21 protein-coding genes are annotated in these 22,107 nt (G+C 59.8%); 7 read left to right on the top strand and 14 right to left on the bottom strand.

From position 1 onward, the window contains the following. Nucleotides 1-14: 14 nt before the first annotated feature. The 8 genes from pdxJ to lptF all read right to left on the bottom strand — a co-directional run bounded on the left by pdxJ (nt 15) and on the right by lptF (nt 8,425). Nucleotides 15-758: a pyridoxine 5'-phosphate synthase gene (gene pdxJ, locus L8H52_RS01650; RefSeq protein WP_038357694.1), complete on the bottom strand. Its 744-nt coding sequence runs from the start codon at nt 756-758 to the stop codon at nt 15-17. 48 nt (nt 759-806) lie between these two features. Beyond that, a complete protein-coding gene (gene recO / locus L8H52_RS01645) occupies nt 807-1,496 on the bottom strand; it encodes a DNA repair protein RecO (protein WP_242205073.1) in 690 nt (229 codons plus the stop codon). A gap of 167 nt (nt 1,497-1,663) precedes the next feature. Continuing rightward, the gene (gene era, locus L8H52_RS01640) at nt 1,664-2,566 is read right to left on the bottom strand and encodes a GTPase Era (RefSeq protein ID WP_016771562.1); all 903 of its coding nucleotides are present in this window, start codon (nt 2,564-2,566) and stop codon (nt 1,664-1,666) included. Next, nucleotides 2,559-3,248, bottom strand: coding sequence for a ribonuclease III (gene rnc / locus L8H52_RS01635; RefSeq protein WP_016986099.1), 690 nt, complete (start codon nt 3,246-3,248; stop codon nt 2,559-2,561). The genes era and rnc overlap by 8 nt, the downstream gene beginning before the upstream one ends. A gap of 169 nt (nt 3,249-3,417) precedes the next feature. Next, the gene (gene lepB, locus L8H52_RS01630) at nt 3,418-4,272 is read right to left on the bottom strand and encodes a signal peptidase I (protein WP_242205074.1); all 855 of its coding nucleotides are present in this window, start codon (nt 4,270-4,272) and stop codon (nt 3,418-3,420) included. Between the two features lie 5 nt (nt 4,273-4,277). Then, the gene (lepA, locus tag L8H52_RS01625; RefSeq protein WP_016986097.1) at nt 4,278-6,077 is read right to left on the bottom strand and encodes a translation elongation factor 4; all 1,800 of its coding nucleotides are present in this window, start codon (nt 6,075-6,077) and stop codon (nt 4,278-4,280) included. Between the two features lie 172 nt (nt 6,078-6,249). Beyond that, the gene (lptG, locus tag L8H52_RS01620) at nt 6,250-7,311 is read right to left on the bottom strand and encodes an LPS export ABC transporter permease LptG (RefSeq protein ID WP_242205076.1); all 1,062 of its coding nucleotides are present in this window, start codon (nt 7,309-7,311) and stop codon (nt 6,250-6,252) included. Continuing rightward, nucleotides 7,304-8,425 (bottom strand): LPS export ABC transporter permease LptF, encoded by a 1,122-nt coding sequence (gene lptF, locus L8H52_RS01615; RefSeq protein ID WP_150650173.1) that lies wholly within the window; start codon nt 8,423-8,425, stop codon nt 7,304-7,306. Before lptF ends, lptG begins: the two co-directional genes overlap by 8 nt. 576 nt (nt 8,426-9,001) lie before the next feature. Here lptF and L8H52_RS01610 point away from each other — a divergent pair. From L8H52_RS01610 to rlmF, 5 genes are all read left to right on the top strand, one after another. Further along, on the top strand, nt 9,002-10,492 hold the full coding sequence (locus tag L8H52_RS01610; RefSeq protein ID WP_077571238.1) for a leucyl aminopeptidase: 1,491 nt from the start codon (nt 9,002-9,004) through the stop codon (nt 10,490-10,492). 57 nt (nt 10,493-10,549) lie between these two features. Then, nucleotides 10,550-10,978 (top strand): DNA polymerase III subunit chi, encoded by a 429-nt coding sequence (locus L8H52_RS01605; RefSeq protein ID WP_007909049.1) that lies wholly within the window; start codon nt 10,550-10,552, stop codon nt 10,976-10,978. 8 nt (nt 10,979-10,986) lie between these two features. Next, the gene (locus L8H52_RS01600) at nt 10,987-11,379 is read left to right on the top strand and encodes a DNA polymerase III subunit chi (RefSeq protein ID WP_242205078.1); all 393 of its coding nucleotides are present in this window, start codon (nt 10,987-10,989) and stop codon (nt 11,377-11,379) included. Between the two features lie 192 nt (nt 11,380-11,571). Next, complete coding sequence (locus L8H52_RS01595) at nt 11,572-14,418, top strand: valine--tRNA ligase (RefSeq protein ID WP_242205080.1); 2,847 nt, start codon at nt 11,572-11,574, stop codon at nt 14,416-14,418. A 267-nt stretch (nt 14,419-14,685) separates the two neighbouring features. Then, on the top strand, nt 14,686-15,705 hold the full coding sequence (rlmF, locus tag L8H52_RS01590) for a 23S rRNA (adenine(1618)-N(6))-methyltransferase RlmF (RefSeq protein WP_095119373.1): 1,020 nt from the start codon (nt 14,686-14,688) through the stop codon (nt 15,703-15,705). 193 nt (nt 15,706-15,898) lie between these two features. On the opposite strand, the gene L8H52_RS01585 is transcribed toward rlmF, so the two are convergent. Next, a complete protein-coding gene (locus L8H52_RS01585) occupies nt 15,899-16,180 on the bottom strand; it encodes an HU family DNA-binding protein (RefSeq protein ID WP_003221909.1) in 282 nt (93 codons plus the stop codon). Nucleotides 16,181-16,575: 395 nt separating this feature from the next. Between L8H52_RS01585 and yejK the strand changes: the two genes are divergently transcribed. Continuing rightward, nucleotides 16,576-17,580 (top strand): nucleoid-associated protein YejK, encoded by a 1,005-nt coding sequence (yejK, locus tag L8H52_RS01580; protein ID WP_007909053.1) that lies wholly within the window; start codon nt 16,576-16,578, stop codon nt 17,578-17,580. Further along, nucleotides 17,580-17,930 carry a glutaredoxin family protein gene (locus tag L8H52_RS01575; protein WP_242205082.1) on the top strand — a complete coding sequence of 117 codons (351 nt, stop codon included), beginning with the start codon at nt 17,580-17,582 and terminating at the stop codon, nt 17,928-17,930. Before yejK ends, L8H52_RS01575 begins: the two co-directional genes overlap by 1 nt. A 102-nt stretch (nt 17,931-18,032) precedes the next feature. Here the strand turns inward: L8H52_RS01575 and L8H52_RS01570 are convergent, their stop codons facing one another. From L8H52_RS01570 to L8H52_RS01550, 5 genes are all read right to left on the bottom strand, one after another. Next, nucleotides 18,033-18,968, bottom strand: a complete 936-nt coding sequence (locus L8H52_RS01570) for a glutathione S-transferase family protein (RefSeq protein WP_242205084.1) — start codon at nt 18,966-18,968, stop codon at nt 18,033-18,035. A gap of 84 nt (nt 18,969-19,052) precedes the next feature. Continuing rightward, on the bottom strand, nt 19,053-19,355 hold the full coding sequence (locus L8H52_RS01565) for a GIY-YIG nuclease family protein (RefSeq protein WP_122609568.1): 303 nt from the start codon (nt 19,353-19,355) through the stop codon (nt 19,053-19,055). A gap of 39 nt (nt 19,356-19,394) precedes the next feature. Beyond that, the gene (locus L8H52_RS01560) at nt 19,395-19,865 is read right to left on the bottom strand and encodes a nuclear transport factor 2 family protein (protein ID WP_242205086.1); all 471 of its coding nucleotides are present in this window, start codon (nt 19,863-19,865) and stop codon (nt 19,395-19,397) included. A gap of 209 nt (nt 19,866-20,074) precedes the next feature. Continuing rightward, a complete protein-coding gene (locus L8H52_RS01555; protein ID WP_242205088.1) occupies nt 20,075-21,379 on the bottom strand; it encodes a CynX/NimT family MFS transporter in 1,305 nt (434 codons plus the stop codon). Further along, nucleotides 21,369-22,028, bottom strand: a complete 660-nt coding sequence (locus L8H52_RS01550) for a FadR/GntR family transcriptional regulator (RefSeq protein ID WP_242205091.1) — start codon at nt 22,026-22,028, stop codon at nt 21,369-21,371. Before L8H52_RS01550 ends, L8H52_RS01555 begins: the two co-directional genes overlap by 11 nt. Nucleotides 22,029-22,107: the final 79 nt, after the last annotated feature.

Raw genomic sequence — 22,107 nt, 5'->3', positions numbered from 1 at the left:
TTATGCGGCGACCTTTAGTGCTTGGCAGCAGCCAAGATCAGCGCCTTCATTTCCGATACGGCAGACTTGAAGCCGACGAACAACGCATGCGCCACCAGCGCGTGGCCGATGTTCAGTTCATTGATGCCTTTGATCGCCGCTACGGCTTCAACGTTGTGGTAATGCAAGCCGTGACCTGCGTTGACGATCAGGCCTTGGGCCAGACCGAACGCTACGCCATCGGCGACACGCTTGAGCTCTTCTGCCACTTCAGTCGGCGTTTCTGCATCGGCATAACGCCCGGTGTGCAGTTCGATGGCCGGCGCACCGACGCGCTTCGACGCGGCGATCTGCCGCTCGTCAGCATCGATGAACAGCGACACTTCGCTGCCGATCTTCGACAGGCGTTCAACCGCCGCCTTGATGCGCTCTTCCTGCCCAGCCACATCCAGACCACCCTCAGTGGTCAGTTCCTGGCGGGTTTCCGGGACCAGGCAAATGTGCGCTGGGCGGATGCGTTCGGCGAACGCCATCATTTCTTCGGTGACGCCCATTTCGAAGTTCATGCGGGTTTGCAGCACGTCCTTGAGCAACAGGACATCGCGCTCCTGAATGTGTCGGCGATCTTCACGCAGATGCACGGTGATGCCATCGGCGCCCGCCTCTTCCGCGTCCAGTGCAGCCTTGACCGGGTCCGGGTAGCGCGTGCCACGGGCCTGACGCAGGGTGGCGACGTGGTCGATATTCACGCCAAGAAGAATGCGATTGCTGGTGGTCACGAGTGCGCGCTCCTGAAGAAAAAGATTCGGCGCACAGCATACACGGGGCTAGGGCTTGCGAAACAGCTCGCGACTGACGAGGGGACGACCGCCCAGGTGAACAGCCAAGGCCTGACGCATCAAGCGCTTGGCCGCGGACAACGCGCCAGGGGCGGTCCAGTCGGCTTCGGCCATGGCCAGTAGTTCAACGCCGTTGAATAGGCCGGGTTGCAGCAGGAAGACTCGCTCCAGACCCGCATCCACTTGCAGGCGATAGAGACCATCCGGCGCGACGGGTTCACCGTGAACGTCAGTGTTCAGTGAAAAGCCGTAACCGAGGTCATCCAGCAATCGCCACTCGAAGGAACGCAGCAACGGTTCCAGCGGCCGACCTTCGGCCAGTGCCAGCAAGGTTGCAGCGTAGTGATCGAACACCGCTGGATGCGGATCCTCGGCAGGCAGCAAGCGGATCAGCAATTCATTGAGATAGAGGCCGCTGAACAGCGCCTCGCCGTTGAGCCACGCCGAAGTGCCAGAACTCTCCATGCGCCCGACATTCTTCAGCTCGCCCTTGCCACGAAACTCGACTTCCAGCGACACGAACGGCCGAGCCAATGTCCCGGCCTTGCCCCGCGCACTGCGCAACACCGCCCGCAGCCGCCCTTGCGGCGTGAGGAAATCCACCAAGGCGCTGGTTTCACGGTAGGCGCGCGAGTGCAGGACGTAGGCGGGTTGGGCGGGAGGCGGGTTTGAGGACATGGAACTCTCATGGATAAAACGCGGTTTTATATTCACCCCAAAACCACTGTGGGAGCGAGCTTGCTCGCGAATTCGGTGTGACAGTCAACATCAATGCTGAATGTTACATCCCCTTCGCGAGCAAGCTCGCTCCCACAGGTTCTTCCGGTGTTGCGACAACCGCGTACTTACAGGTCGCCGTAACCCAGCGAACGCAGCGCGCGCTCGTCGTCGGACCAGCCGCCCTTCACCTTCACCCACAGGTTGAGCATGATCTTGGAGTCGAATAGCAACTCCATGTCCTTGCGCGCTTCGGTGCCGATGCGTTTGATGCGCTCGCCCTTGTCGCCAATGATGATCTTCTTCTGGCCGTCACGTTCAACGAGGATCAAGGCGTGGATGTGCAGGGTTTTGCCCTGCTGCTTGAACTCTTCGATTTCGACGGTGATCTGGTACGGCAGCTCGGCGCCCATCTGGCGCATGATCTTCTCACGCACCAGTTCAGCGGCGAGGAAGCGGCTGCTGCGGTCAGTGATCTGGTCTTCCGGGAAGAAGTGATCGTTCTCCGGCAGGTGATCGGCGATGACCTTTTCCAGCGCTTCCAGGTTGTGCCCGTGCTGTGCGGAAATCGGAATGATCTGCGCGTTCGGCAGTTGTTCCTGCAGCCAGCTGAGGTGCGGCATCAGCTCGGCTTTGTCTTCGATGCGATCGGTCTTGTTCAGCGCGACGATCAGCGGGCCGGTCACGTACTGCACGCGCTCGAGAACCATCTGGTCTTCGTCGGTCCACTTGGTGCGGTCAACGACAAAGATCACTACGTCGACGTCTTTCAACGCCGCCGAAGCGGTCTTGTTCATGTAACGGTTCAAAGCTTTTTCGCCACCCTTGTGCATCCCGGGGGTGTCGACGTAGATCGCTTGCACGTCACCTTCGGTCTTGATCCCGAGCATGTTGTGACGAGTGGTCTGCGGCTTGCGCGAAGTGATCGCGAGCTTCTGGCCAAGGATGTGGTTCAGCAACGTCGACTTACCGACGTTGGGACGGCCGACGATGGCAACATAGCCACAGCGAGTTGCGTTTGTATCAGTCATTGCCATTCTCCACGCCCAGGGCAATCAGTGCTGCGGCGGCCGCTACCTGTTCGGCAATACGACGGCTCACACCCTGACCTCGGCTTTTTTCATTCAGTAAGACAACTTCGCACTCGACGAAGAAGGTTCGGCAGTGCGGCTCGCCCTGGATATCCACCACTTCATAGCGTGGCAGATCGCAACCGCGCGATTGCAGGTGTTCCTGCAGACGGGTTTTCGGATCCTTGTTGGTGTCGACCAGCGTCAGGCCTTCGAACTCACCGGCCAGCCAGGCCAGCACGCGCTCACGCGCCATGTCCATGCCGGCGTCGAGATAGATCGCGCCGATCAGGGCTTCGAGGGCGTCAGCGAGGATCGATTCGCGACGGAAACCGCCGCTCTTCAGCTCACCGGAACCCAGCCGCAGGTAATCGCCAAGGTCGAAACCGCGCGCCAGTACGGCCAGCGTCTCACCTTTTACCAGGCGTGCGCGCAAACGCGACAACTGGCCTTCGCGGGCCAGCGGGAAGCGATCGAACAGCGCCTCGCCGGCAACGAAGTTGAGGATGGCATCGCCGAGGAATTCCAGGCGTTCGTTGTTGCGCCCGGCAAAACTGCGGTGCGTGAGGGCCAGCAGCATCAGCTCCTGATCCTTGAAGGTGTAACCGAGCTGGCGCTCGAGACGGCTTAGAGAAACGCTCACGGTTTACCCACGCTGAGTTCGTGGCTGGATTCCACTGCCATCGCCGGGATGCGGCGCAGGCCTGGGACAATTAACGCTGTGTTCAAAAATTAAATCCTGGCGATTGCGAAGCCGATTGTGCCGGCTCCAGAAATGCATTCGGCGCTGTGGTCAACAGCGCCGTGTGTGATTACTTGATCAGGCCAACCCGCGAAAAATTCGGCAGGTGACTGAGTTTCGGTTCCGGCCAGCTCATCCAGACCGCGAAGGCCTTGCCGACGATATTCTGGTCGGGAACCATGCCCAGCAGATCCTTGGGAATGTTCGGATCATCCCAATAGCGACTGTCATTCGAATTGTCGCGGTTGTCGCCCATCATGAAGTAGTGCCCGGCGGGTACTGTCCACGAGCGATCCGGCGTGGCGCGGTAGCGGCTCATTTCCTTGCGGATCAGATGCTCGGCGGCGCCCAGCTTCTCTTTGTACAGCTCGGCGCTGCCCAGTGTGCCCGGCTCGGCGCCGACCATCTGCTCGGCAATCGACTCGCCATTGACGAACAGACGCTTGTCAGCGGTGTAACGCACCGTGTCGCCCGGCAGGCCGACTACACGCTTGATGTAGTTGACGTTCGGATCGCTCGGGTAGCGGAACACCATCACATCGCCACGCTGCGGGTCACCGACTTCGATGATTTTCCTGTCGATCACCGGCAGGCGGATCCCGTAGGAAAATTTGCTCACCAGAATGAAGTCGCCGACGTCCAGGGTCGGTTTCATCGAGCCCGACGGGATCTGGAACGGTTCCACGAGGAACGAACGCAGCACCAGCACAATGAACAACACCGGAAAGAACGACTTGCCGTATTCAACCAGCAGCGGCTCTTTGTTCAGCTTCTCGACCACCACGACATCCGGCTGGCTGACACTGCCTTGATAAGAGGCAATGGCAGCACGCCGACGCGGTGCCAGGATCAACAGATCGAGCAACGCCAACAGGCCGCAGACAAACACGGCGATGACCAGCAACAGCGGGAAATTTAGTGACATAGGACCTAACTATCCAACCTGAGCACGGCAAGGAAGGCTTCCTGTGGAATTTCCACGTTGCCGACCTGCTTCATGCGTTTCTTACCGGCCTTTTGCTTCTCGAGCAGTTTCTTCTTACGGCTGACGTCACCGCCGTAGCATTTGGCCAATACGTTCTTTCTGAGCGCCTTGACGGTTGTCCGGGCAACGATCTGACCACCAATGGCAGCTTGAATCGCCACGTCGAACATCTGACGAGGAATCAGTTCTTTCATCTTCTCGGTCAACTGGCGACCTTTGTAGTGCGAGTTGTCACGGTGCACGATCAATGCGAGGGCATCGACCTTGTCGCCGTTGATCAGCACGTCCAGTTTCACCAGATTAGCCGATTGGTAACGGTCGAAATGGTAATCCAGCGAAGCATAGCCGCGACTGGTGGATTTGAGACGGTCGAAGAAGTCCAGGACCACTTCGTTCATCGGCAGGTCGTAAGTGACTTGCACCTGATTGCCGAGGAACAGCATGTCGACTTGAACGCCGCGCTTCTCGATGCACAGGGTGATGACGTTGCCCAAGTGTTCCTGCGGCACCAGAATGTTGGCCCGCACGATCGGCTCGCGCATGTCTTCGATCGACGACACATCCGGGAGCTTGGATGGGTTGTCGACGTAAATCGTTTCACCGGTTTTCAGCACCAGCTCGAAAATTACCGTTGGCGCGGTGGTGATCAGGTCCAGGTCGTACTCGCGCTCGAGGCGCTCCTGAATGATCTCCATGTGCAGCATGCCAAGGAAGCCGCAACGGAAGCCGAAGCCCAGTGCGTCGGAGCTTTCCGGGGTGTATTGCAGCGACGAGTCGTTGAGGGTCAGCTTCTGCAGCGCTTCGCGGAAATCTTCGAAGTCGTCGGAGCTGACCGGGAACAGACCGGCGTAAACCTGTGGCTGGATGCGTTTGAAGCCGGGCAGCACTTCAACGTCCGGGGTCGAGCTCAGGGTCAGGGTGTCACCGACTGGCGCACCGTGAATGTCCTTGATGCTGGCGATGATGAAGCCCACTTCGCCGGCCTTCAGGTCAGCGGTAGCGGTGTGCTTCGGGTTGAACACGCCTACGCTGTCGACCAGATGGATCTTGCCGGTGGACTTGACGAGGATCTTGTCGCCCTTCTTCACGCGGCCATGACGCACACGCACCAAGGAGACAACGCCCAGGTAATTATCGAACCAGGAGTCGATGATCAACGCTTGCAGCGGATCTTCGATGTTGCCGGTCGGCGCAGGAATGGTGTGCACCAGACGCTCGAGCACTTCGTCGACACCCAGGCCGGTTTTGGCGCTGCAAGTGACGGCGTCGGTGGCGTCGATGCCGATGATCTTCTCGATCTCGTCCTTGACGCGATCAGGATCGGCCTGCGGCAGGTCGATCTTGTTCAGCACCGGCATGACCTCAAGACCCTGCTCGATCGCGGTGTAGCAGTTGGCCACGGACTGGGCTTCAACGCCCTGACCGGCGTCCACTACCAGCAAGGCACCTTCACACGCGGCAAGGGAACGGCTGACTTCATAGGTGAAGTCGACGTGGCCCGGGGTGTCAATGAAGTTCAGCTGATACTTGATGCCGTCTTTGGCCGTGTAATAAAGGGTGACGCTGTGGGCCTTGATGGTGATCCCGCGTTCACGCTCCAGATCCATGGAATCCAGTACCTGGGCTTCCATTTCACGCTCGGCCAGGCCGCCGCACATCTGGATGAAGCGATCGGCCAGCGTCGACTTGCCATGGTCAATGTGGGCGATGATGGAGAAATTGCGGATATGACTCAAATCACTCACGGATCAACACTCAAAAAGGCTGCAGGCATGGCCCGCCGAAAAATAGCCGGGAATTGTACCTGATACACGGCGCAAGCGTCACGTTCACCTGTCACCCGGATTGCATGCAAAAACGCCCCGATCTGTCGACCGAGGCGTTCTCAAAGCTGAAACACTGACAAAAAAGTGCCGATCAACCGGCTCTTCGCAGCAGCCAGACACCCGCCAGTGCACAAACGCCGGCCGGTACCAGCACCGCGAACAGCGGCGAGAAACCGAACACCAGGCTCGACGGGCCAAGCAAATCCTGGACGATACGGAAGGTGAAACCCACCAGCACGCCGGTGAATACCCGCTGACCGAGGGTTACCGAACGCAACGGGCCGAAGATGAACGAGATCGCCATCAGTACCAGCGCGGCGGTCACCAGCGGCTGCAACACCTTGACCCAAAATGCCAGCCAGTAGCGGCCGTTACTCAAACCCTGCTCGGACAGATAGTGGATGTAGCCCCACAGGCCGCTGATCGACAGCGATTCCGGCGCCATGACCACGGTGCTGAGCAATTGCGGGCTCAACGCCACGTCCCATTGCTCGCTCGGGGTATTGACGACTTCCGTGCTGCGTTCATGGAACAGCGTGGTGGCAACGTCGGTTAGCTGCCACTTATTGCCGTCGAACTCGGCCTTCTTGGCGAAGCTTGAACTCAGCAGGTGGCGTTCCTTGTCGAAGTGATAGCGGGTCACGCCATACAGCAAGCCGTTCGGTTGCACGGCGTTGATGTGGATGAACTCTTCACCCTGACGGTGCCACATACCGTGCTTGGCACTTTGCGCGTCGCCGCTGCCCTGCGCCAGCGAGCGATTGGCCTGCGCCATGCTCTCGGTCGCCGGAGCAACGTATTCGCCGATCAGCACGCCAGCCAGCATCAGCACCAGCATTGGCTTCATCACCGCCCAGACGATACGGCCGATGGACACGCCAGCGGCGCGCATGACGGTCAGCTCACTGCTGCTGGCCAGACTGCCAAGGCCGATCAGGCAACCGATCAATGCCGCCATTGGCAACATTTCGTAGAGACGGCGCGGCGCGGTGAGCAATACGAAGCTGAGGACATCAACGAGGGTGTAGGTGTCGCTGACATCTCCCATTTCATCGATGAACGCGAACAGCGTTGCCAGACCGAGAATGATTACCAGCACGGCGATGATCGCCATGAACACGCTGCTGCCGATGTAGCGATCGAGTTTAACCACGGGCCACCTCCAGCGCAGCGGAGCGACGGCTGGCCATCTTCAGACGCAGCGGCTCCCAGTAGAGCAGGCCGAGACCGATGAACAGGAAGATCGCGTGCACCCACCACAGGCCGAGGGCCGGCGGAATCTTGCCTTTTTCAAGGGCGCCGCGCGCGGCAATCAGGATGGTCAGGTAAGCCATATAAAGAAGAATCGCCGGCAGCAGCTTGAGGAAACGCCCTTGGCGCGGATTGACTCGAGACAGCGGCACCGCCATCAGGGTCACGATAAACACCAGCAGCGGCAGGGACAAACGCCATTGCAGTTCGGTTTTGGAGCGGATGTCATCGCTGCCCAGCAGAGACGAGGTCGGCATGGCATCACGGTCTGTGACTTCTTCGCTGACGTCCGGCTTGGGTAGCAGCACACCGTAGGTTTCGTAATGAATGGCACGGTAATCGGCCTGACCCGGGCTGCCGTCATAGCGGTAGCCGTTATCGAGGATCAGATAGCGGTTGCCGTCGGGGCGCACTTCCTGGCGACCGCTTTCGGCCACCAGTACGGAAATCCCGCGATCCTTTTGATCGGCCCCGAGGTTTTTCTGCGAAATGAACACGCTGCCCAGATTGACGCGATCGTCGCTCAACGTTTCGGTGTAAGTCACTCGAGTGCCGTCACGCAGAGCCTGAAAGCGACCCGGCTCGAGGGTATCGAACTCAGTCAGGGCGTCCTGTTTGTTCAGCAGCAACTGGAACTGATTGGCACCTTGCGGGGCCAGGCCCAGGCTCAGCCATGCCACGACCAGTGCCACCAGCGTCGCCGGGAACAGGGTCATGCGAAACAGCTTCTGCTGGCTCATGCCCGTGGCCGAGAGCACGGTCATCTCGCTTTCCAGATACAGGCGACCGTAGGCCAGCAGGATCCCGAGGAACAGGCCCAGCGGCAGAATCAGCTGCAGGAAACCCGGCAGGCGATAGCCCATGATCAGGAATAACGAACCCGGATCGAGCTGGCCGGCAGCGGCCTGAGCCAGATATTTGATGAAGCGACCGCTCATGATGATGACCAGCAGCACGGCACTCACGGCGCTGAGGGTCAGCAGGACTTCGCGGGACAGATAACGGAAGACGATCAAACCAGACACTCCAGGGTTGTCAGGCTAAGGCGGCCAAACAAGCAAACACATCGACCGGCCCGCAACGCAGAGCCGTCGAAAAAAGATGCGGCATTATCCTGTGATTGGAGGCGCCTGTCACTGCGCACACTCATCCATGTCTGTAATCCTTTGCAGATCGTACAACCTAGGGGGCGTTCTCAATTAGTTTTCACACCGCGCCGGGTCTGCTGTTGTGCAGGGCAAGGCGCGAGAAGCGTGGTTTGGTCATTCCAAATAAGCTTCGAGCAACGCAGCCCTGCACAACAGCAGGCCCGGCCCTTCGGGTTGTGCCTTAAAGCCGGCCAGTCTGCGTTGCAGGCCTTGGAAAGGGAACAACCATTCCCAGCGGCCTGCGCCTTGCCTGGCTGGCTTTAAGGCGACAACGCGGTGTGAAAACTAATTGAGAACGCCCCCTAGGGTTGTCAGGCGCAGTGAGCGAGGTTCAAACTGCGGCCCTTGTCGCAGGCTTTGGCCTGCGCCTCTTCTATCTATAAGCAGGCGACTGCGGACACCGTCGAACGCCTGCATGTTGACCATTCATTCAGGGATCCGGACATGGAACTGGTTGTAAAAAGCGTTAGCCCAGAAACGTTGAAAACCGCCACCCTGGTGGTTGCCGTCGGCGAAGGCCGCAAACTCGGTGTCGCAGCCAAACAGGTTGATGAACTGAGCGGTGGCGCCATCAGCGCCGTACTCAAGCGTGGCGATCTGGCTGGCAAGGTCGGTCAGAGTCTGTTGCTGCACAGCCTGCCGAACCTCAAAGCCGAGCGCGTGCTGCTGGTCGGCGTGGGCAAGGATGAAGAACTGGGTGACCGTCCGTTCCGCAAAATCGTTGCCGGCATCCTCAACACGCTGAAAGGTCTGGGTGGTAGCGACGCCGTGCTGGCGCTGGATGAAGTAATTGTCAAAAACCGTGACAGCTACGGCAAAACCCGTCTGCTGGCGGAAACCCTGGTGGACGGCGAATACACCTTCGACCAGTTCAAGAGCCAGAAAGCCGAACCGCGCGCCCTGAAGAAAATCACCCTGCTGACCATCAAGGCCGCGCAAGCCGAAGTGCAGCGCGCCGTGAACCACGCGACCGCGATTGCTAACGGCATGGCGTTCACCCGCGATTTGGGCAACCTGCCGCCGAACATCTGCCACCCGACCTTCCTCGGCGAACAAGCGAAGAACCTCGGCAAAGAGTTCAAGGATCTGAAAGTCGAAGTCCTCGACGAGAAGAAGATCAAATCCCTGGGCATGGGCTCGTTCTACGCCGTCGGCCAAGGCAGCGAGCAACCGCCGCGCCTGATCGTCATGCAATACAACGGTGGCAAGAAATCCGAGAAGCCGTACGCCCTCGTCGGTAAAGGCATCACCTTCGACACCGGCGGCATCAGCCTGAAACCGGGCGCCGGCATGGACGAAATGAAATACGACATGGGCGGCGCCGCCTCCGTGTTCGGTACCCTGCGTGCCGTGCTTGAGCTGAAACTGCCAATCAACCTGGTGTGCATCCTCGCTTGCGCGGAAAACATGCCGAGCGGCAATGCGACCCGTCCGGGCGACATCGTCACCACCATGAGCGGCCAGACCGTAGAAATTCTCAACACCGACGCCGAAGGCCGTCTGGTGCTGTGCGATGCGCTGACCTACTCCGAGCGTTTCAAGCCGCAAGCGGTGATCGACATCGCCACCCTGACCGGCGCTTGCGTCGTTGCTCTGGGCGCGCACACCTCGGGCCTGCTGGGCAACAACGACGAACTGATCGACCAACTGCTCAGCGCCGGTAAAGCCGCTGACGACCGCGCCTGGCAACTGCCGCTGTTCGACGAATACCAGGAGCAACTGGACAGCCCGTTCGCCGACATCGCCAACATTGGCGGGCCGAAAGCCGGCACCATCACTGCCGCCTGCTTCCTGTCGCGCTTCACCAAAAACCTCAACTGGGCGCACCTGGACATCGCGGGCACCGCGTGGACCAGCGGCGGCAAGGACAAGGGCGCAACCGGCCGTCCGGTTCCGTTGCTGACCCAGTACCTGCTGGATCGCGCCAAAGCCTGAACCCGCTGACGGGCGACGTCACTTTCGGGTGACGCCGCTTGCTGCTCTGGAACCGCAATGACCAAAGTCGACTTCTATATCCTGCCCAGCGCCGATCCTTCGGCTCGCCTGGATTTTGCCTGCAAACTCACCGAGAAAGCCTGGCGCATGGGTCACCGCATCTACCTGCATTGCAGCGATGCCGCCCAGCGTGACGACCTCGATGCGCGCCTGTGGGCATTCAAGGGCGAAACGTTCGTGCCTCACGGCCCGGCTGACAGCGAACCGGACGGTTTGATTGTGCTGGGGTTGGGTGACGACTGCGGTCAGCATCAGGATTTGCTGGTCAATCTCGACCTGAAAGTCCCGGCCTTCGCCAGCAAATTCGCCCGGGTGGCGGAAGTGGTGGTGGAAGATCCGACGATTCGAGCGGCCGCGCGGGAGAGTTTCCGTTTCTACCGCGAACAGGGCTATCCTCTGCAAGATCACCGTTTACAGCGACTCTGAGCATTCCAATGGACACTCCGAAACCGCAGCAAAAGTCCGCACACCTGTTGGATGATCTTGAATCGATCCGCCAGTTGCTCGGCGACGATAACCTGCAACCGCCACTGCTGACCGATACGGTCGATGACGGTGAACAGGAACAGATTCCGATGCTGTTCGATTCGGTCGGCAACGAGCCGGCTGCCGTCGAACCGCCTCCCGCGCCAGCCCCGACACCTGCCGCGCAACCGGCGGCGGTGGATAAAGGCCCGGACGCCCTGCTCCACCTCGACAGCGAACTTCGCGCCGCCGCGCAATTGATCATGCAAGATGTGATCGACGACTTCGCCCCGCACATCGAAACCGAAATCAAACGCCGGCTCGATGCGCGGATGGAACGGCTCCTAAGCCAATACGAGTAAACGCTCCTGTAAGAGCTGCCGAAGGCTGCGATCTTTTGACCTTTGTTTTTTAAAGACAAGATCAAAAGATCGCAGCCTTCGGCAGCGCCTACATTTAGATCTCCATCCGGCCCGCCCCGCTCGCCCTCGGCCCCATGCCCCGCTATACTCGTCGGCTTTTCCTGAATTAATGCCAATAGGGTCCCGCCGCGCATGGATAAGACCTACCAGCCGCACGCCATTGAAACTTCCTGGTACAACACCTGGGAGTCCGAGAACTACTTCGCCCCGCAAGGCGCGGGCGACTCCTACACCATCATGATCCCGCCGCCGAACGTCACCGGCAGCCTGCACATGGGTCACGGTTTCAACAACGCGATCATGGACGCCCTGATCCGTTTCCGCCGCATGCAGGGTCGCAACACCCTGTGGCAGCCGGGCACCGACCACGCCGGTATCGCCACGCAGATGCTGGTGGAGCGTCAACTGGAAGCCACCGGTCAGAATCGCCACGACCTGGGCCGCGAAAAATTCCTCGAGAAAGTCTGGGAGTGGAAGGATCAGTCCGGCGGCAACATCAGCCGTCAGATCCGCCGCCTCGGCTCGTCCGTGGACTGGAGCCGCGAGCGCTTCACCATGGACGACGGCCTCTCGGAAGCCGTTAAAGAAGCCTTCGTGCGCCTGCACGAAGACGGCCTGATCTACCGCGGCAAGCGTCTGGTCAACTGGGACACCAAGCTGCACACGGCGATTTCCGACCTCGAAGTGGAAAACCACGACGAGAAGGGTTTCCTGTGGAACCTGAAGTACCCGCTGGCCGACGGCGCGAAAACCGCTGATGGCAACGATTTCCTGATCGTCGCGACCACGCGTCCGGAAACCATGCTCGGCGACTCCGCCGTTGCGGTGAACCCGAACGACGAGCGCTACCAGGCCCTGATCGGCAAGTTTGTCGAGCTGCCACTGATTGGCCGCCGCATCCCGATCATCGCCGACGATTACTGCGATCCTGAATTCGGCACCGGCTGCGTGAAAATCACCCCGGCCCACGATTTCAACGACTACGAAGTCGGCAAGCGCCACAACCTGCCGCTGATGAACATCTTCGACAAGAACGCCAATGTGCTGCCGGCAGCCCAGGTGTTCAACCTCGACGGCACGCTGAACGACAGCATCGACGGGCAGATCCCGGCCGAGTACGCCGGCCTTGAGCGTTTCGAAGCACGCAAGCAGATCGTTGCCGCATTCGATGCCGCCGGCCTGCTGGTCAGCGTCGACGACCACGGCTTGAAAGTGCCGAAAGGCGACCGCTCCGGCACCATCATCGAGCCGTGGCTGACCGACCAGTGGTACGTGTCGACCAAACCGCTCGCCGAGCCTGCGATTGCTGCCGTTGAAGACGGTCGCATCCAGTTCGTGCCCAAGCAGTACGAAAACATGTACTTCTCGTGGATGCGCGACATCCAGGACTGGTGCATCAGCCGTCAGCTGTGGTGGGGCCACCGGATTCCGGCCTGGTACGACGAGTCGGGCAAGGTCTACGTTGGTCGCGACGAAGCCGAAGTGCGTGCCAAGCACAACCTCGGCCCGGACGTGGCACTGCAACAGGACAATGACGTACTCGACACCTGGTTCAGTTCCGGCTTGTGGACGTTCTCCACTCTGGGCTGGCCCGAGCAGACCGAGTTCCTGAAGAAATTCCACTCCACCGACGTACTGGTGACGGGCTTCGACATCATTTTCTTCTGGGTTGCCCGGATGATCATGCTGACCATGCACCTGATCAAGAACGAGGACGGCACGCCGCAGGTGCCGTTCAAGACCGTTTATGTGCACGGTCTGGTGCGCGATGGCCAGGGCCAGAAGATGTCCAAGTCCAAGGGTAACGTCCTTGACCCGCTGGACATCATCGACGGTATCGAGCTGGAAGAACTGGTGCAGAAACGCACCTCCGGCCTGATGCAGCCGAAACTGGCGAAGAAAATCGAGAAGCAGACCCGCGACGAGTTCGCCGACGGCATCGCCAGCTACGGCACCGACGCTCTGCGCTTCACCTTCTGCTCGCTGGCCTCGACCGGTCGCGACATCAAGTTCGACATGGGCCGCGTTGAAGGCTATCGCAACTTCTGCAACAAGATCTGGAACGCCGCGCGTTACGTTCTGGACAAGGGCGAAGATTGCGGCCAGAACGGCGAAGCCTACGAGCTGTCGCTGGCGGACCGCTGGATCATCTCGCAGTTGCAACGCACCGAAGCCGAAGTGACCCGTCAGTTGGATCAGTTCCGTTTCGACCTCGCCGCGCAAGCGCTGTACGAGTTCATCTGGAACCAGTACTGCGACTGGTACCTGGAACTGTCCAAGCCTGTGCTGTGGGACGAGAACGCACCGGTTGAACGTCAGCGCGGCACTCGCCGTACGCTGGTTCGCGTACTGGAAGTGGCACTGCGTCTGGCGCATCCGTTCATGCCGTTCATCACTGAAGAAATCTGGCAGCGCATCGCGCCGCTGGCCGGCATTCAGGGCAAGACGATCATGCTGCAAGCTTGGCCAGTGGCCAACGAAGAGCGCATTGATCCAGCTGCCGAAAACGACATCGAATGGCTCAAGGAACTGATGCTCGGCACGCGTAACATCCGTGGCGAAATGAACATCGGCCCGGGCAAGCCACTGCCGATCTACCTGAAGAACGTCAGCGCTGAAGACCAGCGCCGTCTGACCGAGAACGAAGCGCTGCTGAAGAAGCTGGCGCGTCTGGAATCGATCACCGTTCTGCAGGCTGGCGAAGAAGCACCGCTGTCCGCCACCGCGCTGGTTGGCGAGATGGAAGTACTGGTGCCGATGGCCGGTTTGATCGACAAGGGCGCCGAACTGGCGCGTCTGGACAAGGAAATCCTGCGTCTGCAGGGCGAAGTCCAGCGCGTTGGCGGCAAACTGTCCAACGCCGGTTTCGTCGACAAGGCCCCGGCTGAAGTCATCGAGAAGGAACGCGCCAAACTGGCCGAGGCTGAACAAGCCCTGGGCAAACTGGCCGAGCAGCACGCGCGGATTGCCAGCCTGTAACGGCAAATCGCATTAAAAAGGCGCGCCACCCGATAGGGTGACGCGCCTTTTTTATTGCCTGCTTTCCTTCATCCACTGCCAATCCCTGTGGGAGCGAGCTTGCTCGCGAAGAGGCCGTGTCAGGCGAAAGTGATGTTGACTGAGAGGACGTTTTCGCGAGCAAGCTCGCTCCCACAGAGATCGGTGGTGTTGCTGATATTGAGTTCGCAGCGGCTGGATGTGGGACAATACCCGCCACTTTCAGCCATACCCGAATCGACCACGCCCATGAACGCCCCCCGCACACCCAAACCTGCGCGCAAGAAGCCTGACTCCGCGACCCCGGCCAAGACCGTCGAGCCGCGTGAAAAGGCCAGCCTGCACCCGCGCAATCGCCATCAGGGTCGTTACGACTTCCCGGCGCTGATCAAAACCACGCCGGAACTGGCGAAGTTCGTGATCACCAATCCGTACGGCAAGGAAAGCATCGACTTCGCCAGTCCCGATGCGGTGCGCGTGTTCAACCGGGCGCTGCTCAAGTCGTTTTATGGCATTCAACACTGGGACATCCCGGCAGACTACCTCTGCCCGCCTGTGCCGGGCCGTGCCGATTACGTGCACTTTCTAGCCGACCTGCTCGCGAGCATGAACGACGGCAAGGTGCCACGCGGCGCGATCGTCAACGTGCTGGACATCGGCATGGGCGCCAACTGCGTGTATCCGCTGATCGGTAACAGCGAATACCGCTGGCACTTCCTCGGCTCGGAGATCGACCCGACCGCCGTGGCCGCTGCTCGCGCCATCGTTCAGTCCAACGACCTGAACAAAGTCATCCAGCTGCGTCAGCAGGAAAACCGCAAGCACATCCTGATCGGCTTGCTGGAGCCGGGTGAGCGCTTTGACCTGACCATGTGCAACCCGCCGTTCCACGCTTCGATGGACGAAGCGACCAAGGGCAGCGAGCGCAAATGGCGTGCGCTGGGCAAGGCCGACCCGAAACGCAAACTGCCGGTGCTGAACTTCGGCGGGCAATCGGCTGAGCTGTGGTGTGAAGGCGGTGAAGCGCGTTTCGTGACGCAACTGATTGCCGAGAGCGCGAACTTCCAGCACAAAGTGCTGTGGTTCAGCACCTTGGTGTCGAAAGCGTCGAACCTGCCGGCCATCGAAACCGCGCTGAAAAAGGCCGGCGTGCTGGAAAGCCAAGTGGTGGAGATGTCCCAAGGTCAGAAGCAAAGCCGTTTCGTCGCCTGGACTTTCCAGACCAAGTCCGAACAGCAGATCTGGCGCCGCGAGCGCTGGGTCCGCTAAGAAACCGAAGATCCCCTGTGGGAGCGAGCCTGCTCGCGAAGGCGGTATATCAGTCGATATTGAAGGAGACTGAACCACTGCATTCGCGAGCAGGCTCGCTCCCACATTGGCCCTGCGATTCAGCCATCAAATCGCAGACACAAAAAAACCGTGCCCGGATTGCTCCGGAGCACGGTTTTTTTATCGCTGCGTCTTACTTGTTCACAGCGTCGGTCAGGCCTTTGGCCACAACCAGCTTGATCACTTTCTTTGCAGGGATTTCGATGGCAGCGCCAGTCGAAGGGTTACGGCCAGTGCGGGCAGGACGCTCGGTCACTTTCAGCTTGCCGATACCTGGCAAGGTGATTTCGCCGCCGTTTTCCAGCTGATCGGCAACGATTTGGCCCAGTTGGTCCAGAGCGTTACGCGCGGTGGTTTTCGGCGCGTCGATAGCTTCAGCGATGTCGGCGATCAGTTGGTCTTTAGTAAGAGCCATGTAGTGTTCCTTCCCTATCAAATTCATATGGATTGCAGAGTGCAGTGTCAGCCATCGAGCCCGATCTTCTGGATCTGGCACCCTCGGCGATAACCACGACGAGTCGGGTTATAGATACCGAAATCAGGGTTTGGTTCGACCTGACAAATGCTGATTGCACGCTTAACGCAGTGACTTCGCGTAAGACCGGGCAAAACTAGCACAGAGCCGGGGAAATATCCGCCTCTAGCTACCCATTTGGTCAGCTTTATTGCGCTAAATCGGTAAAAAACTGCATAAGCGCCAGTGCGCGCCCCGGTTTTGCCCTACAACCCGCGCCAAAACCAGTGGTTGCGGTACACTGGGCGCTTTTTCGGGGGAGCCTGCCCTCCTCCCTTCCAACAGCCGAGAAGCCCATGCCGATCCGTCATTGCATCGTCCACCTGATCGACAAAAAACCCGACGGCACGCCCGCAGTTCTGCACGCCCGTGACACGGAACTGGCCGAGTCTGCAGCCATCGAGAACATGCTCGCCGACCTCAACGAGAGCTATAACGCCAAACAGGGCAAAGCCTGGGGCCTGTTCCACCCGGAATCCGGTGCGTTCCCGTTCAGCGGCTGGCTGAAGGAATACATGGAAGGCGGCAAGGACTTCACCGCGTTCAGCAAAGTCGCGGTCGAGCACCTGCAGAAGCTCATGGAAGAGTCGAACCTGTCAGTCGGCGGCCACGTGCTGTTCGCCCACTATCAGCAAGGCATGACCGATTACCTGGCTATCGCCCTGCTGCACCACAGCGAAGGCGTGGCGGTGACCGACGAGCTGGACGTGACCCCGTCGCGCCACCTCGACCTCGGCCAATTGCATCTCGCGGCGCGAATCAACGTTTCCGAGTGGCAGAACAACAAGCAGTCCAAGCAGTACATCTCGTTCATCAAGGGCAAGAACGGCAAGAAGGTGTCGGAATACTTCCGCGACTTCATCGGCTGCCAGGAAGGTGTCGACGGCCCGGGCGAGACGCGCACCCTGCTCAAGGCGTTCAGCGACTTCGTCGAGAGCGAGGACCTGCCGGAAGAATCCGCTCGCGAGAAGACCAAGACCCTGGTCGATTACGCCAGCAGCCAGGCCAAACTTGGCGAACCGATGGGCCTGGAAGAACTCTCCGAGCTGATCGACGAAGAACGCCCGAAAGCCTTTTACGATCACATCCGCAACAAGGATTACGGCCTGTCCCCGGAGATTCCGGCGGACAAACGCACCCTGAATCAATTCCGCCGCTTCACCGGCCGCGCCGAAGGCCTGTCGATCAGCTTCGAAGCGCATCTGCTGGGTTCGAAGATCGAGTATGACGAAGAGGCTGGCACCCTGGTGATCAAAGGCCTGCCAACCTCGCTCACTGATCAGCTGAAGCGGCGTAACTGATGCTCGGCAATGTGCTGAAGAAGGTTGCGCTGGTTCTGCTGGTGGTCGTGGTCTATCAGAACTGGGGCAAGATCGAGCGGCTGTTCAACCCCTCGCAGATGGTTGCCGAGCAGACGCGCGCGCAGGCTAATGTCGTGCTCTACGCCACCGACTGGTGTGGCTACTGCAAGCAGACCAAACGCTTTCTCGACAGCAAGGGGATTCCCTTCAAGGAATTCGATATCGAGAAGGATGCCGAGGCGCGCAAGGCGTATGAGGCCTTGGGCGGACGCGGGATACCGTTGATCGATGTCAACGGCACTTTGATTCGCGGATTCGACCCGGACGAAATCCTCGCCGCTCTGAAGTAACCGATGTGGGAGCGAGCCTGCTCGCGAAGACGCCTGATCATTCAACACTGTTGTTGTCTGACACAGCGCTTTCGCGAGCAGGCTCGCTCCCACAATGGATCTTTAGCGGGCTTCGATGCGGAATCCAAATCGCGGGAAGTGCACATGCACCACACCGCCACGCTCGTCTTCGCGACGAATGATCAGCTCTTCGCTACCGGCAAACAGCAACTCACCCACCACCGGATCAACCCCGTAATCCGTCGCGGCGATCGCCACCTGCTGCCCAACCTTGAAGCCGTTCGGATCTACGAACGGCTCATCCGGCAATGCCGCCGGCGTCGCATTGCGTGCAACCTCAAGCGCCTCTTCCGAAGTCATCGCACTCGCCGCGCCATGGCCAAAGCCCAACACTCGGCCCAACCAGGCTGCAACCGCCGGATACTCATCCACCAGCGGTGCCGTGACATGAGTTGCTTTCAGAAACCACATGGGATGCGCGAGGGCGAAGTCGGCAATCGACGGTTCGCCGAACAGGAAGTCGCCCTGCTCGCGCTGTAACTGCTGCTCCAGACGGGCCATGATCGTCGGCCATTGATGCTTGGCTTGTTCGGCAGACAAACGCGTGGCGCTGCCACCACTGAACAGACCAGCGCGGTCAGCAATAAAAGCTTTGATCGCTTCCGGCGGCAGCTTGGCGAAACGCACCGCCACCGATTCCGGCTGAAACACCAGACTCACCGCATGTTGAAACACCACCGAATCAGCCCATGTGGCAAAACTGGCAGCGGTAAATTCCTGACCTTCGGGGAAGAACGCTGGCAACGCCTTTTCCTGCTCCAGGCGCCGCGCGATTAACGAAGTGTCGCAATAGATGTCAGCACCAATCTGCAGCACCGGGGTCTTGCGGTAGCCACCGGTCAGCGCCGTCAGATCCGGTTTCGGCATCACCGGCGAGATATGCACCGAGCGCCACGACAAGCCTTTGAAGCCCAGCAACAGGCGGGCCTTCTCGGCAAATGGGGAGGTCGGGTAATGGTGGAGAATCAACTCGGACATGCTCGGCTCCGCCGCTCAGATAGTGAGTCAGCAGCTTAGCGTGCATTTGCTTAGCAGCCTACAGATCTGCCTGATGGGAACCAATCAGTCAGATTGATAAGACGCGACCAGGCATTCCTTGGCGCTTTTCCTGAGCTTTTTGATCAAACGTTCCTGGCGCAGCGCATCGCTCTTGTCTCGGCATAGCTCGGTATAGACCAGCGCCATCGCCGGGCTGGAGAGGAAGAACCGCGCGCCTTTGCCGCTTTGATGCTTGGCGAAGCGGCGCACCGGGTCGTCGCTGATTCCGCAGTACAACGAGCCATTGGCGGCGCGCACGAGGTAGACGAACCAGGACTTGCTCACTGGTTCGGCAACTTCGACAGATTTTTCGCTAAGGCTGGTCACTTCGGGATCAAGGCGTGTAGGAAACAGGCCGCGATCTTATCAGCGACCGGCCTGAAATGCCTTCAGTCCCTTCAACGCTTGGGCACGCACGGCGTTGCGTACCAGCGGTGTCCAGCCCAGTAGCAGGCCTTTGAAACCCAGGGCCTGACGCGACCAGCGCCACAGATCGAAGTGATCGTGGTGTTCGCAGATCTTGCCGTCACGGAAGACGAAACGGGCCTGGATATCGTTGATGACGATGTTGCCGGTCTGGCTGAACAGGTAGGTCGCGACCCAATGTGCGCCACCGCTGCGCTCATCGGCGCGGACGTTGTCGAAAGTCAGCGAGAAATCCTTGGCCCGAATGGTGAGCATGCGCCACATGTCGCCGGCATCGCGCCCGCGCAGTTCACCGAAGGCCGGATCGCTGAACACTACATCGTCGGTGTAGCACGCGGCCATGGCTTCGGCATCCAGGCGCTGGAAGGCCTGGTAGAAGCGGCTGATCAACGCGGCGTGGGCTTCGCTCATGGGCAATCTCCAAAATAGGTACAGAGTGCCAGCACGATAATCCGCAATGCGCAGAAACACTATCGGCATTCGCAAACCGAATACCTGCAGCACGCAAAACCCATGTGGGAGCGAGCCTGCTCGCGAAAGCGGCGTGTCAGTCGACACAGATATTGAATGTAAAATCGCCTTCGCGAGCAGGCTCGCTCCCACATTTAAAATCAGTGCATTCAGATTTTTTCGCTTTGCACTTGCACGTACAGCGCACGCCCGGCGCCGAGGCCGGCAATGATCGCACCGGTGCCAATGATGCCGAAGATCCAGCCCACGGCATTCCAGCCGCCGGTCCAGTCATGCACCACGCCGACGGCGAACGGTCCCATCGACGCCAGCGTGTAACCGAAGCCCTGAGACATGCTCGACAGGTTCGCCGCAACATGGGAGTCCCGCGAACGCAGCACAATCAACGTCAGCGCCAGACTGAACGTACCGCCCTGCCCCAGACCCAGCAGAATCGCCCAGCCCCACAGGCCTTCAATCGGTGCATACAGGCAACCGAACAAACCGCCGAGGGTCAGCGCCATCACTACCACAATCGCCAGACGCTGATCCTTGCCACGGGTCGCCAGCCAAGGCGCGGCCAACGAGCTTGCAAGCTGAATGATCACCGAACCCGACAACACCAGACCGGCCTGCGTCGGCGTCAATCCACGACCGATCAGAATCGATGGCAACCAGCCGAACACGATGTAGGCCAGCGAAGATTGCAGGCCCATGTACAAGGTCACTTGCCAGGCCAGCGGATCACGCAGCAGTCCGCGTACGCGATAGGCGACGTTGTGCGCGCCATGTTTCTGCCCGACTTGCGGCAGCCAGAACACCGCTGCAACCAACGCTGGGATGACCCAGAAGCCCAGGCCGATCGTCCAGCTGCCACCAAAATGCTCGCTTAACGGCACGCTGGAACCCGCCGCCATCGCCGCGCCCAGACACAGGGCCATGGTGTAGACGCCAGTCATGGTGCCGGCATGTTTGGCGAAATCGCGTTTGACGATGCCCGGCAAAAGCACGCCGACGATGCCGATGCTCGCGCCGCCCAATACGCTGCCGGCGAACAATCCGATCTCACCGAAGTTACTGCGCAAAATGATCCCACCGGCCAGTGTCAGCAGAATCCCCAACACCACTCGTTCAGCACCGAAACGCCGGGCCAGAATCGGCGCCAGCGGTGCAAACAAGCCGAGGCACAGCACCGGCAGCGTGGTCAGCAGACCGGCCTGAGCCGCCGACAACCCGAGGCTTTTCGACACATCGCTGAGCAGCGGCGCCATGCTCGACAGCGCCGGGCGCAGGTTCAGCGCCACCAGAATCAGACCCAGCAGCAATAGCCACGGCCGGCGCACCAGCGGATGGCTTTGTTGCACTTGTTCGTCATCGGCCTCGGCGTCGATCAGCAGTTCTTCGAACTCTGCCGTGCGTTTGGGGGTTGTGGATATCTCGTTGCGGGACATGGATTTCTCGGTTTCAAGGTTCATTGATCAACTGCCTCGACAAAGCTTTGGCCCGTTCCGGGTCGCGTTGTTCGACCGCATCGAGCAACTCGATGTGCAGGTCGAACACTTCCTGACGGCGCGGGACGATGTTCAGGGTCTGGCGCAATTGCGCGCCGACGATGCTGGAGAAATAGCGATACAACTCGCTGAGGGTCGGGTTGCGCGCAGCATCGACCAGCCGGCGGTGAAACACCAGATCGCAAGCAATGTAGGTATCGAGATCGCCGTGGTAGTGACTGCCGCTGGTGCCGAGCGCCTCGCGCAATGCGACAAGGTCTTCTTCCGTGCGACGTAACGCCGCCAGGCCGATGGCTTCGACTTCGAGGATGTGGCGGGTTTCCCGCGCCTGTTCCAGCGAGCATTGCGATAGCGCTTTCAGGGTATCCATCGGATCGACCACTGCGCGCAGATAACTGCCGTCGCCCTGGCGAATCTCGATCAATCCGGAAAACGCCAGCACGCGCATGGCCTCGCGCACGGTGTTGCGGCTGATGCCCAGTTCGGCGCACAGCTCGGGTTCGGTCGGCAATCGCTCGCCGACCTGCCAGGCACCGCTGTTGATGCGCTGACGGAGTTGATCCAAGGCCTGATCGACCAAGGATCGTTTGATGAGTGGAGAAATGTCTGACATAGGATTCGCCCTTTCATCCAATCATAGGATGAATTTTCTGACATGTTAGTCAGACCCGTGTAGGACGGCAACCACCTAG

It is taken from the genome of Pseudomonas sp. CROZ-RG-20F-R04-15 (genome assembly GCF_022662375.1).
Lineage (GTDB): Bacteria > Pseudomonadota > Gammaproteobacteria > Pseudomonadales > Pseudomonadaceae > Aquipseudomonas.
Note: the sequence above shows the minus strand (reverse complement) of the source record. Positions and strands in the feature narration are given on the sequence as shown.

What these genes read in the sequence shown, in the direction of transcription:
- recO (WP_242205073.1), bottom strand. Translation starts at nt 1,496, where the DNA reads ATGTCCTCAAACCCGCCTCCCGCCCAACCCGCCTACGTCCTGCACTCG.
- era (WP_016771562.1), bottom strand. Translation starts at nt 2,566, where the DNA reads ATGACTGATACAAACGCAACTCGCTGTGGCTATGTTGCCATCGTCGGC.
- lepB (WP_242205074.1), bottom strand. Translation starts at nt 4,272, where the DNA reads ATGTCACTAAATTTCCCGCTGTTGCTGGTCATCGCCGTGTTTGTCTGC.
- L8H52_RS01610 (WP_077571238.1), top strand. Translation starts at nt 9,002, where the DNA reads ATGGAACTGGTTGTAAAAAGCGTTAGCCCAGAAACGTTGAAAACCGCC.
- L8H52_RS01605 (WP_007909049.1), top strand. Translation starts at nt 10,550, where the DNA reads ATGACCAAAGTCGACTTCTATATCCTGCCCAGCGCCGATCCTTCGGCT.
- L8H52_RS01600 (WP_242205078.1), top strand. Translation starts at nt 10,987, where the DNA reads ATGGACACTCCGAAACCGCAGCAAAAGTCCGCACACCTGTTGGATGAT.
- L8H52_RS01595 (WP_242205080.1), top strand. Translation starts at nt 11,572, where the DNA reads ATGGATAAGACCTACCAGCCGCACGCCATTGAAACTTCCTGGTACAAC.
- rlmF (WP_095119373.1), top strand. Translation starts at nt 14,686, where the DNA reads ATGAACGCCCCCCGCACACCCAAACCTGCGCGCAAGAAGCCTGACTCC.
- L8H52_RS01585 (WP_003221909.1), bottom strand. Translation starts at nt 16,180, where the DNA reads ATGGCTCTTACTAAAGACCAACTGATCGCCGACATCGCTGAAGCTATC.
- yejK (WP_007909053.1), top strand. Translation starts at nt 16,576, where the DNA reads ATGCCGATCCGTCATTGCATCGTCCACCTGATCGACAAAAAACCCGAC.
- L8H52_RS01575 (WP_242205082.1), top strand. Translation starts at nt 17,580, where the DNA reads ATGCTCGGCAATGTGCTGAAGAAGGTTGCGCTGGTTCTGCTGGTGGTC.
- L8H52_RS01570 (WP_242205084.1), bottom strand. Translation starts at nt 18,968, where the DNA reads ATGTCCGAGTTGATTCTCCACCATTACCCGACCTCCCCATTTGCCGAG.
- L8H52_RS01560 (WP_242205086.1), bottom strand. Translation starts at nt 19,865, where the DNA reads ATGAGCGAAGCCCACGCCGCGTTGATCAGCCGCTTCTACCAGGCCTTC.
- L8H52_RS01555 (WP_242205088.1), bottom strand. Translation starts at nt 21,379, where the DNA reads ATGAACCTTGAAACCGAGAAATCCATGTCCCGCAACGAGATATCCACA.
- L8H52_RS01550 (WP_242205091.1), bottom strand. Translation starts at nt 22,028, where the DNA reads ATGTCAGACATTTCTCCACTCATCAAACGATCCTTGGTCGATCAGGCC.